Below are 12,686 nucleotides of genomic sequence, written 5' to 3' on the forward strand. Positions count from 1 at the left end.
AAAATAACAAGCATTCATTTTGGAAAAAACTTTTCAAAATGAATGCTATGTTAGTTAATGATTATTTGCATCAAAATCTGGTAAACTTTCAAAACGTTCCGGCAAATCAATTAAATACAGATTCCCGTAACCATTTTTATCACTAGTAAACAACAATTTCGTGCCATCTGGGTTAAATTGTGGATGGGCATGTACCTTTTGTACATGGAAGCTACAACGATGTTCACATAATATTTTTGGATTGGAAAACGTACCATCAACCTGTTCCCAGACAATTAACTTATCGAGCGGTGATCTACCATCTATTACAACCTTCGAAAATCCGTAAGAATGTGCATGCCAATTACGGAATGAAAACTCTACCTCTTCCATATCAGTATTGCGATAGTGTATTTTTCCGAAAAAGGCAGTTCCGTTTTCCCTGAATCCATGATACCCGATATGTTCCCCATCTGGATACCAGTATTCATGTCCAACCATCTCACGAGGTTCCTTTCTTTCACGAATCTTCCATACTTCTTTTGTTTCCAAATTAAGTCCCCATATCCGATGGTCGACAAGATGCCACGGACCTTCATGACAGAATGTGATCAGGTTATGATGGGTGGGTGAGGTATTGATATGTGTGATGAAGTTATGATCATCAAATACTATGGTAGACTTACCATCTTCAATCTTTATTTGAATAATTTGCGAGTAAGGTTTTGCCTCCATTAATTCACGATGACCTACATAGCCATTTTTTAAATCAATTGGAAATTTGTTTTTTAAATCTTCATGTTGACATGTAATCATATATTTCCCATCTGCAGTACAGTTAATATTACCTCCAACTAGTGATGGATCTCCTTCATGAATCACTCTTTCTTTCAAGGTGATTAAATCAATTTCGATAATTTGATGTTCTTTTCTGAAGAAAGCAAATTGTCCATTTGGATGTAAGCAAGCGGGTAAACTACCATATGTCGTATCATGATCGGTCAATTGTACAATCTCTCCAGTGGATACATTCACGCTAAATAAATTGGTTTTATTTTCTCGATCCGAGCAAAACAATATCTTCTTACCATTATCGTACCAACCGTTTTCTGTAAAATAGAGGTGATGACTGTGACCAGTATAATCTGTTAATTGTGTAATGGTTACTCCCGAAAAGCGATCTTTATATCTTTTCCATTCTGCTGGCCATACGGTACTTTTGGACATAGAATTCCAACCCTTTCTTTTTTAGAAATTCACTCACCTAAATGTAATCGTATTCATTTCATGGTTTAAAAAGAAGTCTTAGTCATAATTTCATTTTAAGCTATCCTTTCATTTTACTCAAAGGATTTAGTGAATTCGGTTCGAAATATAGGTAACTTCACATTTTGCTCCAATTATTGGTATTATATAGAAAAGAGGTAAGGCAATTAGAAGTAACTTCCTGTATCCGATAACAGATGTGGAGGAGAGTAAGTGGACAGGATAAAATTTATTCGTAAGGAAGAAAAGAAGTATCACGACCATTGTTACGATAATTATCGATTGTTTGAGAAAGGCTCGTGGTTATACAAACCGGTGAAGTCAGTAATGGAATCTATAGCATTACTTGAAGGTAAAAATCCTTTAAAAGTTTTAGATTTGGGTGCAGGTGTGGGAAGAAATAGTATTCCAATTGCTGAAAAACTCAAAGACCAAGGTGGAAGAGTTGTTTGTGTTGATTTACTAGATTCAGCAATAGAGAAATTAATAGAATATAGTAAAGAGTTCGATGTGGCAGACAATATTGAAACAGAAAAAGCTGATATTGGCCAGTATTCCATAAAAGAAGCTGAATATGATGTGATTGTTGCGGTATCAAGCCTCGAACATGTTAGTTCTGAGAATATCCTGGAAAGAGTTCTTAATCAGATGACTCAAGGTACAAAAAAAGCTGGAATAAATTGCATTATCATCAATTCAGAAGTAGAAGAGATTGAAACTGAAACAAATAAGCGACTTGATGCATTAATGGAGGTCAACCTTTCAACAGACCAAATGATCAATAAACTAAATAACAACTATAAGGGATGGAAGGTGATTAAACAATTAGTAAGACCATTGGAATATCAGATTGTACGCAATGAGAAGCCCGTTTTATTAAAATCGAATGCAATCACATTTGTGGTACAGAAAAAATAGTAAGGAATGTAAACATATTAAATGTAGAGGTGTATACATGAATAACAAAGATTATGAATTTGAGCGTGTAATTGAAACAGAAGAGCAACTTGAATCTATTATCGGTCATCCGAGTGAATTAGTAAATAATAAAGTAATCTCCATTCTTGATCAGAACTGTTCAAAGTTCATAGCTAACTCTCCGTTTTTGGTTATTTCTAGTTCTGATGAATCTGGTTTTTGTGATGTATCTCCAAGAGGTGACCAAACAGGCTTTGTTGAAGTGTTAAGTGAAAAGAAGTTAATCATCCCTGAAAGACCTGGAAATAAAAGAATGGATACCATGCGTAATATTTTAACGAACCCAAGGGTGGGTCTTATCTTTTTTATACCGGGATTAGGGGAGACACTTAGAGTGAATGGAAAAGCGACGTTAGTAACTGACGAGGATTTGCTAGAGAAGATGGCGGTAAGAGGGAAAAAACCTCTTGTTGGAATCGGAGTAGAAGTGGAAGAGTGTTATATTCATTGCGCAAAAGCATTTAAACGATCAGGCTTATGGAATCCCGATTCCTGGCTGGATAAAGACTTATTGCCATCTGCCGCTAAAATGATATATGAACATGCGAAACTGCCTGGGACAAGTGTAGAATCTATTCAAGCTAGGTTAGCAAAAAGTTACGCACAGAAGTTGTATTGATCAAGACTTATAGCCAGTTATGGGAGGACATTATGGATAGAATAAAACAGGTTCTAAAGTATTATTACAACATGGAGGTAACAAATATACACTCGCAACAGGGTGGTTGGGCATCACTGGCCTATAAAGTATCCAATGAGAAACATAGCTATTTCCTAAAGATATACGAAAAAAGTCGAGCATCTACACCGATATTGACAAAGCGTATAGACGCATATGTTCCAGTAATTGATTGGCTTTATCGTAATAGTTTCATAAGACTCAAATAGATAGACTTGTTAGTAGAGTAGAAAAATCGTCGGAATCCTTGCAACGTAGTGATCTCAGAATGGCATTATGTCACACGGATCTCCATTATTGGAATCTAATGGAATTCCAGGACGAATTAATCTTAATAGACTGGGAAGGATTAAAACTAGCCCCAGTCGAGGCAGATTTAATGTTTTTGATCGATAAGCCATACTTCCATGATTTTTTAACAAGTTATAAAGAAAAACATAGTAACTTTGAACTTAATCATGACGCTTTGCATTTTTATCAAGGAAGAAGAAAGTTAGAGGACATAGGTGAGTTTATTGAGCAACTTATATTTGAATCGTTACCTGAGCAGGAAAGAATGATGAATATCGTGGATTATCTGAAAGAAGAGTTAAGGTCTATTAGCATATGAATGAACTCACTAAATTTTCCAAGACAGAAAGGAGTTCCTTCTATTGAAAAGGAATTTTTGGTTAATATCTCTGGGAATCGTCTGGACAGTTCTTTTTGCTGGTATGAGCTTTTATTGGGCAATGGGTGGTTTAAAGGGTGTTCGATCCTTGGGAGGATCCGTTTATGAGATGTCGTTAAACCCTGAACCTTCGTTTATTCTAATAGTATGGCTAACCGGCGTAATTAAACTACTTGGCTTAATTTTATTGTTGATGCTGCTGGTCAAGTGGAATAATAATATAATAATCAAGATCCTTTGCTACATGACAAAGATTGCTGGAATAGCCTTATTTCTCTATGGCTTACTAAATTTTATTACGATTTCTTTAAGCGCAATCCATGTACTAGATTTTGACCTAGATTCATACGCGACTTTCTGGAGATTAGTTTTTTGGGAACCATTCTGGATGCTTGGAGGAATTTTTTATTTTTTCTCAGTCAGAAAATCATAATTCTTCTTTCCACTCAATCAGTAGGTTGTGAAAGGTCATGGATAATTTCCACATCTCTGGTTCGAATCCGAAAAAAGGCTCTAGCAATTCAATTGTCATATGGTTATGTAGTAGTTTTAATTCAGTTATTTTCGTTAGTTCCTGTCCAACTGTCATTTTTCCAACTGCTTGTGGGCCAAAAATTAAGACAAATTTCATTTTCTCCTCCTCAATTATCTCTAATTATTATTGGTATCAGCAATCCGTTTCACAACTTGATGGAAATATGCCTTTCGATGGGGAACAATATCTTTTAAACTTATCTTCCTGTTAACGACGGTCCTATCACCGAATTCATTCATTTCCCAACCTTCTACTCTTATTTCCTTTTTCTGATCAAAGCACAAATTATAGAAATCATGAAACGTTGCTTTCACAATCCCGGCAACCTCTTCTTGTTGCAAGTTAAACTGATCGGTTTCTTTTACACGGTATAGAAAGACATTTGCCCATTCTCTATCCAAAAACCTATTTGTTTCAATGGGATCTTCGATAACGCCTAATGATAGTAAATGATTCCAATCTACATCAATCCCAAGTTCTTCTTCTATTTCTCTAACACCATCTGCAACAGTTTCCGTTGATAATAAATGGCCAGCGGCAGTTATGTCAAAAAGGTTAGGGAAATCCTTCTTATCATTGCTACGTTTTTGCAAATAAATATAATCTATGCCATCATGATGATCAACGAACCAGCATTGAAAGGTTTCATGCCAGTATCCGCGTTTATGCACTTCATCCCTATCTGCTACACCTATTTCATGGTGATGCTCATTATAGATTTTCAATTCTTCACCCATATATCTAATCCACCTATAATATATTTTGTCTGTATATGTTAGTATAGCATATAACACACTAACGCTTACCATTAAATGGTTATTCTGCCTGTTTGTTGGATGAAACTAACATTTGATCATATGCGTAAAATAAACATAGGAGTGAGTAAAATGAACACAAAGGAACTTATCTTGAACCAATTTGAAGCTAGTTATAACAGAGATACTTGGTTTGTATCATTGAAGACTGCGGTAGAGGGGGTTGGTTCTTATCAAGCCTCTTACAAAAACGAAAATTCTACCCATTCGATAATGGAGATTGTGCATCACTTATACTTTTATAATTTACTAGAATTAAATCGCTTTAAGGGCATAGCTGATAATGTAAGTATCAAAGATAATAAGACCACGTTTAGTAATGCAGAAGAAATGAGTTGGGAACTATTATTGAACAAATTATTTAAAACAATGAAAGATTGGCTAGATGAAATGAAACGATGTGACGAGGAATATATAGAAAGGTATATAGAAAGTCTTACTTACATAAACTTACACAATGCCTATCACATTGGACAAATTCTGCAAATTCGTAAAAGTCATGGAATGTGGGATGAGAATAAAGGGGTTAACTACACTGTATGATGATTTATAGATGGAATTATTACAGAGTTCTGAAAAATACTTCATTAACATGAGTCTTTATGCTCATTTCTAGTTTCCTCCTATTTTTCGGGAAAGTTTAACAATTTTTTTAATAATTTCACTATTTATCTATCAATTTTTTCTAAAAAAAGATATAATATCCTCAAGTAGATTTAAAATAAAGTCACGTGTGTTAGTATAAAAGTCACACTATACTTTTTCGATTAAATGAAAATAAGTGTGTTTCAATCGAACTTTATTTTAATTCAACGCCACAATTTATAGAAAATAGGAGGATATGGAAATTGGCAAATAAAAAAGTGGTTATGTCGGTTACCTTAGGTGCAGCGATTGCAGCAGCAATGGTAGGTGCAGATGAAGCGGAGGCTGCATCCTATAAAGTCAAAAGTGGGGATTCATTATGGAAGATAGCACAAAAATATGATACCAATGTTCAATCATTAATCGACATCAATAAGCTTACTTCAGATGTCATTTATCCGAATCAAGTTCTACAAACTAACAAAAAATCTTCCAGTAGTAATACAAGTAGTAGTACAAAAAATAAAGACAATCAGAGTAGCCAAACAGAACAATCGAGTTCTACTAAGAAGTATACTGTGAAAAGTGGAGATACGCTAAGTGCGATTGCATCCAAACATAATATTTCACTTAATGATCTAATGAAATGGAATGATTTAGATACTACATTAATTTACCCTGGAAATGTTTTTGTTGTTTCAGAACCATCTAAATCAAGTAGCAACTCTAAGAATAATAATAATTCCACTTCTAAGACGAAACCTAAAGAACAAAGTGTAGGGTCTGCTACAGTGTACGTTGTAAAATCTGGTGACACTCTCTCTCATATTGGGGCAAAGTATAGTGTGACGGTTGCCAATTTGAAGAAGTGGAATAATCTAAGTTCAGATAGAATCTATATCGGACAAAAATTAAACATCGGAGAAGCCAAAAGTAGTAACTCTTCTTCACAGAATAGTAGTTCTAGTGACAAGTCAACAGTTGATGTAGAATACAATGTGGATAAGCTTATTGAAGCTGCGACAAGTTTGGAAGGCACTGGTTATGCATGGGGTGGAGCAACACCAAGTGGATTTGATTGTAGTGGGTACATATATTATGTTTATAAAGAAGCTGGTATGGATATTCGTCGCCTTTCCAGTTCTGGCTACTATGATCGTTCCTATTATGTAGACAATCCTAAAGTAGGAGACTTAGTATTTTTCGAAGGAACCTATAAATCTGGTATTTCTCATATGGGGATCTATTTAGGAGATAACAAGTTTATTCATGCAGGCTCTTCTACTGGGGTAACTATTACTAGTTTAGATAATTCCTATTGGAAGAAGCATTTCTCTAGCTTTAAACGATTTTATTAAGCTATAAGCAAGAGCTTTAGTTGACTGAATCATGTTATCGATTGACATATAGAATAGTGATAAATAGCGAAAATGCAGGAAGACCCTCATTATACTGAGGATTGTCCTGCATTTTTTGATTTTTCACGGTGCTAAGCGTCTACATGTACCCTCTCTTTCATGAACAGTGAGGTTAAAACCCCGACTGATCGTAGTTTCCATTTATTTTGGCTGTATGGCAACCCTTTTGGTTAAGTGTCGAATTAATAATAATACTGTAGCAACTAGAATGATTGTGCAAATTAATGATACAGCAATGGGTAAATTAGGTGTAGGAGTGCTGAGTAGATTTATTAATGGATAGCTTATATCGCCTTCCCATAACAAATCCATTAACGAGACGGATAGTAATGAGACTAGGATAAAGGCGACACACCCCCATCCACCATAACGTTGATATCCTGCGATAATTAGCCATCCAGCGAGATAAAAACCAAAAATATTTAGGCTAAAGACAAGTACAGGAATAAACCATGTAGATGTCATATCTAAGAACCCAATATTAACATTGTCAGGTAAATAATTTTCTAACGGGTTGAATATATACAGCATGCCATTTATAATACTTGCGATGAACATGATGGAAACAGCTAACCCTGCAGCTGCAATAGCTGATCCACTGAAGTAGTCTTTACGGGTAATACCGTTCTGCACGTAATGAGCAAAAAAGGCTAAAGAAGAGATGATCCCAATCACCAACATATAAATTTTAGTGGATGAATACATGGTGGACAAGAAGTTAAGGTCTATTTCCTCTCTAAATAAAGGGATGATAAGAAATATAGCTAAGACGACTAGCATATACCAGACTGTCCATTTCATTTGGATAAGAAACAAATCTTTTGTCACTTTAAATATCGTATTATTTGGTGTATTCAACTTATTCGCCCTCCTTCGTTAGATGTATAAACAAATCTTGCAATGAGACTGGTCCGATTTCGAGGCCAAGCTTTTCCGCTTCAACCGTATCAGTATCACTTAAGTTTCCATATAACATAACAGATTTTGTATTACCAAGTGATTGTGTACTTAATATCTTTCTATTGTTAACAAATGAATCGACCTTCTCTTTTTCCCCTATAACGGATACACCTTGACTGATAACTTCTTCGAATGATTCATCCATAATGAGCCTGCCGTGGTCAAGTATTAAGACATGATCAAATAAATAATCCATTTCAGATACTAGATGAGTCGATAAAATCATAATTCTTGGATGACGTTGTTGTTCCTCAATGACTTCCTGATAAAATATTTCACGAGTAGGTGCATCCATGGATACATACGCTTCATCAAATATGGTGACAGGATTACGGTGAGCGAGTCCGAGTGTAACGTTTAAAGCTGATTGCATACCACTGGATAAACTTCTAATCGGTTTATCTAAGGGAAGTTTAAAGCGTCTTGCTAACTCTTTTGCATATTCTATATCAAAGTTTGGTCGATATTCCTTTGCGAAGTCAAAATAACTTGTTATAGGTTCATATTCATCATTATAATCAACCTCTACAATAAAACTTACATACGGCATGACACTTCTATTTTCAAACGGAGTTTCCCCGCCAATTTTAATGTGACCTGAAGAAGGTTCCATTAAAGAAGCCAGTAATGATAGTAAAGTTGTTTTTCCAGCTCCGTTTCTTCCAATTAATCCGTATATGTGGCCGAATTCAAGTTTAAAAGATATGTCTTTTAAGGCTATAAATTGTCTAAATTCCTTCGAGACATTTTCGACAGATACATCAATACTCATCATCTCCACTACCTTTCTTTTTTTGAATTAAATGCATAATATATTTTTCTGTTAACCCCAATTTTTTAGCTTCCTGCAACATTGGCATAATATATTCATCTTCAAAGGTTTTTTGTCGTTTTTCAATTAACTTTTCTTTTGCTCTGGGTGCAACAAACATTCCGACACCTCTTTTCTTATAAATGATTCCTTCATCAACTAATAAACTAGTACCTTTAGATATGGTGATATGATTGACTTTATAAAATTGCACCATTTTAGTTGTTGAAGGAATTTGCTCATTTTCTTTTATTTGGTCATTAACGATCTGATCCTCTAATTTTTCTTTTATCTGCATAAATATCGGTTTCTTATCGTTGAAAGACTGATTCAATGGCTTTCACCACCTTTTTGGTGTAATGGTTATATAGTTATGTATATAAGTATAATGGAGATTGAGTAAAAGTCAATAGGCTGTAGATGTTTTTATCGAAGAGTGGGAAATTAAGCGAAAGAGGTTGTGAAGGAGAAGAGTGGTGCTTTGCAGAGTTTAATTTTCAAAATTGTGTAAGTAACTAAAAAACGGCATCTTTAAAAAGTGCCGTTTCGTAAAATTAATACTTATACAATTGTCCACCCCACTTCCTCGGGTTTACCTAATCGTTTCATCGGATTGATACTGATAAACTCTTTGCCGGCTTTTTCTCAATATCTTGAACTTCACCAATGAATTTATTTGACCATCTTCGTTACCATGGCTATTAATTCATTTTTATATGTCTCCAAGTTAAAGTCTTCTTGATTGATAAGCATGCTTTCGGCAATAGCACCCTGAATGATGATAGAGACATTCTTCGTACCAAAAGTACTGAATTCCTTCGTTTCTTGACCATATTGTAATATTTTTTGTAGTAGTACATATAATGGATCTTCTTCATCCTCTGCAACTTTGTAGTAAGGTATATTGTCTGGTGTGCGGGCATTAAAGATAATTTCAATTAATGCTACATTGTGAACATGATGAGTACCTTGATAAGCCAAAGAGGCATCTATAAAAGTAATGAGTTGATCATATGCGGATTTGCTCTCTGCAACTTTTTCTTTAATAAAGTCATATTGTGTTGTTAATAAATAGACAAGTGTATGGTTTAATACATCTTCTTTATCAGAGAAATGATAGGAGATCAGTCCTGTACTAACCTTTGCTTTTTTGGCTATTTTAGCTAAACTGATCTTTTTATAACCAATTTCGTCTAATGCTTCAATGGTTGCTTTGATGATTTGCTCTCTTCTCGCTTGTGTAATAAAAGACGGTTGCTTTTCCATTCTCTCTCCTCCTGCAAATTACTTTTTCGACTTTTTTAGCTGTTCGATTATCCACAAAACGCTAATAATAAAAAGTACACCTAATATGATTATATCGAATTTACTTGGATAGTTCTCGATAAACATTCTAATCGGTTCGGGCACACTCCCTTGAAAAATGGACTGCAGAACTATTCGGATCACTCGTAAAATAACTAAGAAAAGCTGGAGCAATAAGAGTACGGGGATTAAAGTTAACCCACCAATGAACAATTTCCAAGCTTCCTCTTTATTAAATACGAAAGTGACAGCAGAAAAGAGTAACACAGTACCAATGATAGAAAATATAATGATTCGCAGCCAATGTACAAATTCTAAATCTCCTTGTGTGTAACGATAGAAAACATAGAAAAAAGCTAATAACGACAGCACGATACTTATAAAGGGCAGTAGACGTTGTAGCCAACTAGGGAGACTTTTATATACTTCTATATTATTCATAAAACCACTCCTTTTTTGAATGATTAATATTTATTTTGGTCATTCAATCAAATTTTATCATTATAAAATATTTTTTACAAGAGAATGAATAAGAAAAGCGCCCATTTAGAAACAACCAGATTTTATACTTTCTTTACGATCAGATGAAAAAACAGGGGACAACCCCCTGTTTTTTTCATGTGCTACAGCTATACTTGTATTTGTTTAATAATCTTTGCCGGATTACCACCTGCAACTACATTATTCGGTATATCTTTGGTGACTACCGCTCCGGATGTAATCACGACATTATCACCAATGGTTACACCGGGATTAACAATCGCACCACCACCAAACCATACATTATTGCCAATTGTTATTGGCTTTGCATATTCTTTGCCAGAGTTACGCTCATCAGGGTGGAGTGGATGTGTTGCTGTATAGATTTGCACATTAGGACCTAACATGCAATTATCACCAAATCGTACTTCGCAAACATCTAAAATCGTACAGTCAAAATTAGCAAAAAAATGGTTACCAACATAGGTGTTATATCCATAATCGAAGCGAATATTAGGTTCCAAAAACACACCTTCACCAGTAGAACCTAGTAACTCTTGTAATAGTTTTTCTCGTTTTTCTGCTTCCTGTTCGGTAGTATGATTATATCCTCTCACCAATTTTCTTGCATACTCTCGTTCACTCCATAATTGCGGGTCAGATGGATTATACATTTCACCTGCTAGCATTTTTTCTTTCTCGGTTTTCATAGATGATATACACTTCCTTTAGTTAAGTAAAGTTCTGCAAATATCGATTGCATACAAATAGTTGTATACCTATTGTACCAAGTTCCCCTTTTTTTCCATAGGAGCAGTTTGTGTTAAGATCAAGATAGGACTACTAGGAAACATATAAAAGTGAAAGACATAAAACTGTAACATTAATTTAATATGGATAAATGAAACCTTATATGTAGTGAAATCGTCTCCTTTAATATAGAAAAATAAAGATAAGGACAAGAAAATGTCTTATTTGTATATATTGATGGAAGGAGCAATTCAACATTGAAGAAGGTATCTTTTATACTAGTCATTCTTTTTGGTCTATTATGTGCTTGTGCTACTGAGGAAAAAACGGTTCAAATAGAGAATAAGGATTTTGCCGATACATTATTTGTGCAGAAGGTGGAAAATAATTTTACTTCAGATAAACTAGCGAAGATGATAGAAGATTCGGAGAAGATCAAACAAGTGTTATCGAAGGTGGAAGGACTAGAAGCAGAAAAAATTGATAATGATGAGCTAATCAGTATACTAGAAAATCATGATAGTTACTATATGTTTGGCTTTTTTGAAGGTGATAGTACAAATATTCAAAAAGAAGATTACGGGTTTCAGATTTTGGAGGATGGAACGATTCTATTCAACTATGATCAAGTCGACAATTCTGATCATCCGCTTGTCACGGTGGACACACATAAAGATATATTAGAGGAGATGAAAGAAATGCTTGAAATAACTTTCTGATTTCAAGTGGAATGTTGTAATTGCTCTTTCTCTATTAGGCATAAGTAGGAATATAAATTAATATAGTAATATATGAAGTAATCAATAATGAATGAGTGAGGTAATAGTAATGAAAAGATTAGCAGTTTATTGTGGATCCAGTACGGGGACTGACCCGATTTATGTAGAAGAGGCAAAGAAGTTAGGACAACTATTAGTAGCGAACGGTATTGATCTGGTATATGGCGGTTCGAATGTTGGTTGTATGGGAGCTGTTGCCGATGGTGTCTTAGAAAATGGTGGTAATGTGATCGGTGTCATTCCAGAAAAGTTAAAAAATGTGGAGATCGCCCATGAAAAACTGACTGAACTACATGTGGTGCAGACGATGCATGAGCGAAAGGCGATGATGGCAGATTATGCGGACGGATTTATTGCATTACCAGGTGGAACAGGAACGTTAGAAGAATGGTTTGAAGTATTTACATGGGCTCAGATTGGTTACCATAAGAAACCATGTGCATTGCTTAACATCAATAATTACTATGATCCAATTATGACGCTTTTTGATCATATGATAGAGCAAGGATTTGTGAAACCAGCATATAAAGAACTTATTTTAATAGAAAATGAATCTAAAAAATTAATCGATCGAATGTTGAAACATGAGGGAACTTATATACATAAATGGGGAGCGGAACCAACAGAGAAAAAATAATAGTTAATAGTTTTAACGTTCTTCAGAAAGAAGTCTCCC

At 34.7% G+C, this 12,686-nt stretch carries 17 protein-coding genes and 1 pseudogene; 9 read left to right on the top strand and 9 right to left on the bottom strand.

All coding sequences use genetic code 11. The annotated features are described in order from the left end of the window. Nucleotides 1-54: 54 nt before the first annotated feature. Nucleotides 55-1,206: an oligogalacturonate lyase family protein gene (locus tag GHT08_RS18545; RefSeq protein WP_163582898.1), complete on the bottom strand. Its 1,152-nt coding sequence runs from the start codon at nt 1,204-1,206 to the stop codon at nt 55-57. A gap of 252 nt (nt 1,207-1,458) precedes the next feature. Between GHT08_RS18545 and GHT08_RS18550 the strand changes: the two genes are divergently transcribed. The 5 genes from GHT08_RS18550 to GHT08_RS18565 are packed head-to-tail and all read left to right on the top strand — an operon-like array spanning nt 1,459 to nt 4,005. After that, on the top strand, nt 1,459-2,163 hold the full coding sequence (locus GHT08_RS18550; protein WP_163582899.1) for a class I SAM-dependent methyltransferase: 705 nt from the start codon (nt 1,459-1,461) through the stop codon (nt 2,161-2,163). Between the two features lie 37 nt (nt 2,164-2,200). After that, nucleotides 2,201-2,842, top strand: coding sequence for a pyridoxamine 5'-phosphate oxidase family protein (locus GHT08_RS18555; protein ID WP_163582900.1), 642 nt, complete (start codon nt 2,201-2,203; stop codon nt 2,840-2,842). Nucleotides 2,843-2,874: 32 nt separating this feature from the next. Then, nucleotides 2,875-3,111, top strand: coding sequence for a hypothetical protein (locus tag GHT08_RS22505; protein ID WP_337747783.1), 237 nt, complete (start codon nt 2,875-2,877; stop codon nt 3,109-3,111). A gap of 59 nt (nt 3,112-3,170) precedes the next feature. Then, nucleotides 3,171-3,512 (top strand): phosphotransferase, encoded by a 342-nt coding sequence (locus GHT08_RS22510; protein WP_475404881.1) that lies wholly within the window; start codon nt 3,171-3,173, stop codon nt 3,510-3,512. Nucleotides 3,513-3,555: 43 nt separating this feature from the next. After that, complete coding sequence (locus GHT08_RS18565) at nt 3,556-4,005, top strand: DUF3995 domain-containing protein (RefSeq protein WP_163582901.1); 450 nt, start codon at nt 3,556-3,558, stop codon at nt 4,003-4,005. Between the two features lie 30 nt (nt 4,006-4,035). Here GHT08_RS18565 and GHT08_RS18570 read toward each other — a convergent pair. Together GHT08_RS18570 and GHT08_RS18575 are read right to left on the bottom strand one after the other, a co-directional pair. Next, nucleotides 4,036-4,203 (bottom strand): annotated as a pseudogene (locus GHT08_RS18570) (DEAD/DEAH box helicase family protein); the annotation flags it as partial. 20 nt (nt 4,204-4,223) lie between these two features. Continuing rightward, the gene (locus GHT08_RS18575) at nt 4,224-4,844 is read right to left on the bottom strand and encodes an NUDIX hydrolase (RefSeq protein ID WP_163582902.1); all 621 of its coding nucleotides are present in this window, start codon (nt 4,842-4,844) and stop codon (nt 4,224-4,226) included. A gap of 150 nt (nt 4,845-4,994) precedes the next feature. Here GHT08_RS18575 and GHT08_RS18580 point away from each other — a divergent pair, with 150 nt between their 5' ends. Together GHT08_RS18580 and GHT08_RS18585 are read left to right on the top strand one after the other, a co-directional pair. Continuing rightward, nucleotides 4,995-5,465 (top strand): DinB family protein, encoded by a 471-nt coding sequence (locus GHT08_RS18580; RefSeq protein ID WP_163582903.1) that lies wholly within the window; start codon nt 4,995-4,997, stop codon nt 5,463-5,465. Nucleotides 5,466-5,770: 305 nt separating this feature from the next. Next, nucleotides 5,771-6,865, top strand: coding sequence for a C40 family peptidase (locus GHT08_RS18585; RefSeq protein WP_163582904.1), 1,095 nt, complete (start codon nt 5,771-5,773; stop codon nt 6,863-6,865). 201 nt (nt 6,866-7,066) lie between these two features. On the opposite strand, the gene GHT08_RS18590 is transcribed toward GHT08_RS18585, so the two are convergent. The 6 genes from GHT08_RS18590 to GHT08_RS18620 form a co-directional block, all read right to left on the bottom strand. Next, nucleotides 7,067-7,783, bottom strand: coding sequence for a hypothetical protein (locus tag GHT08_RS18590; protein WP_163582905.1), 717 nt, complete (start codon nt 7,781-7,783; stop codon nt 7,067-7,069). A gap of 1 nt (nt 7,784) precedes the next feature. Continuing rightward, nucleotides 7,785-8,657, bottom strand: coding sequence for an ATP-binding cassette domain-containing protein (locus GHT08_RS18595; RefSeq protein ID WP_163582906.1), 873 nt, complete (start codon nt 8,655-8,657; stop codon nt 7,785-7,787). Next, nucleotides 8,647-9,030 (bottom strand): GntR family transcriptional regulator, encoded by a 384-nt coding sequence (locus GHT08_RS18600; RefSeq protein ID WP_163582907.1) that lies wholly within the window; start codon nt 9,028-9,030, stop codon nt 8,647-8,649. The genes GHT08_RS18595 and GHT08_RS18600 overlap by 11 nt, the downstream gene beginning before the upstream one ends. Nucleotides 9,031-9,368: 338 nt before the next feature. Next, nucleotides 9,369-9,962, bottom strand: a complete 594-nt coding sequence (locus GHT08_RS18610) for a TetR/AcrR family transcriptional regulator (RefSeq protein ID WP_163582908.1) — start codon at nt 9,960-9,962, stop codon at nt 9,369-9,371. 18 nt (nt 9,963-9,980) lie between these two features. Next, entirely contained in the window at nt 9,981-10,442 is a 462-nt protein-coding gene (locus GHT08_RS18615) for a hypothetical protein (RefSeq protein WP_163582909.1), read from the bottom strand. A 188-nt stretch (nt 10,443-10,630) separates the two neighbouring features. Then, on the bottom strand, nt 10,631-11,191 hold the full coding sequence (locus GHT08_RS18620; protein WP_163582910.1) for a sugar O-acetyltransferase: 561 nt from the start codon (nt 11,189-11,191) through the stop codon (nt 10,631-10,633). 297 nt (nt 11,192-11,488) lie between these two features. Here GHT08_RS18620 and GHT08_RS18625 point away from each other — a divergent pair, with 297 nt between their 5' ends. After that, entirely contained in the window at nt 11,489-11,950 is a 462-nt protein-coding gene (locus GHT08_RS18625) for a hypothetical protein (protein WP_163582911.1), read from the top strand. Nucleotides 11,951-12,059: 109 nt separating this feature from the next. Further along, on the top strand, nt 12,060-12,647 hold the full coding sequence (locus GHT08_RS18630; protein WP_163582912.1) for an LOG family protein: 588 nt from the start codon (nt 12,060-12,062) through the stop codon (nt 12,645-12,647). Nucleotides 12,648-12,686: the final 39 nt, after the last annotated feature.

Origin of the sequence: Gracilibacillus saliphilus, from assembly GCF_010994085.1 — a bacterium.
Lineage (GTDB): Bacteria > Bacillota > Bacilli > Bacillales > Amphibacillaceae > Gracilibacillus > Gracilibacillus lacisalsi.

Bases quoted from the DNA above. Each gene is read 5' to 3' on its own strand.
- GHT08_RS18615 (WP_163582909.1), bottom strand. From the start codon at position 10,442: ATGAATAATATAGAAGTATATAAAAGTCTCCCTAGTTGGCTACAACGT.
- GHT08_RS22510 (WP_475404881.1), top strand. From the start codon at position 3,171: ATGGCATTATGTCACACGGATCTCCATTATTGGAATCTAATGGAATTC.
- GHT08_RS18620 (WP_163582910.1), bottom strand. From the start codon at position 11,191: ATGAAAACCGAGAAAGAAAAAATGCTAGCAGGTGAAATGTATAATCCA.
- GHT08_RS18595 (WP_163582906.1), bottom strand. From the start codon at position 8,657: ATGAGTATTGATGTATCTGTCGAAAATGTCTCGAAGGAATTTAGACAA.
- GHT08_RS18580 (WP_163582903.1), top strand. From the start codon at position 4,995: ATGAACACAAAGGAACTTATCTTGAACCAATTTGAAGCTAGTTATAAC.
- GHT08_RS18555 (WP_163582900.1), top strand. From the start codon at position 2,201: ATGAATAACAAAGATTATGAATTTGAGCGTGTAATTGAAACAGAAGAG.
- GHT08_RS18630 (WP_163582912.1), top strand. From the start codon at position 12,060: ATGAAAAGATTAGCAGTTTATTGTGGATCCAGTACGGGGACTGACCCG.
- GHT08_RS22505 (WP_337747783.1), top strand. From the start codon at position 2,875: ATGGATAGAATAAAACAGGTTCTAAAGTATTATTACAACATGGAGGTA.
- GHT08_RS18545 (WP_163582898.1), bottom strand. From the start codon at position 1,206: ATGTCCAAAAGTACCGTATGGCCAGCAGAATGGAAAAGATATAAAGAT.
- GHT08_RS18610 (WP_163582908.1), bottom strand. From the start codon at position 9,962: ATGGAAAAGCAACCGTCTTTTATTACACAAGCGAGAAGAGAGCAAATC.
- GHT08_RS18575 (WP_163582902.1), bottom strand. From the start codon at position 4,844: ATGGGTGAAGAATTGAAAATCTATAATGAGCATCACCATGAAATAGGT.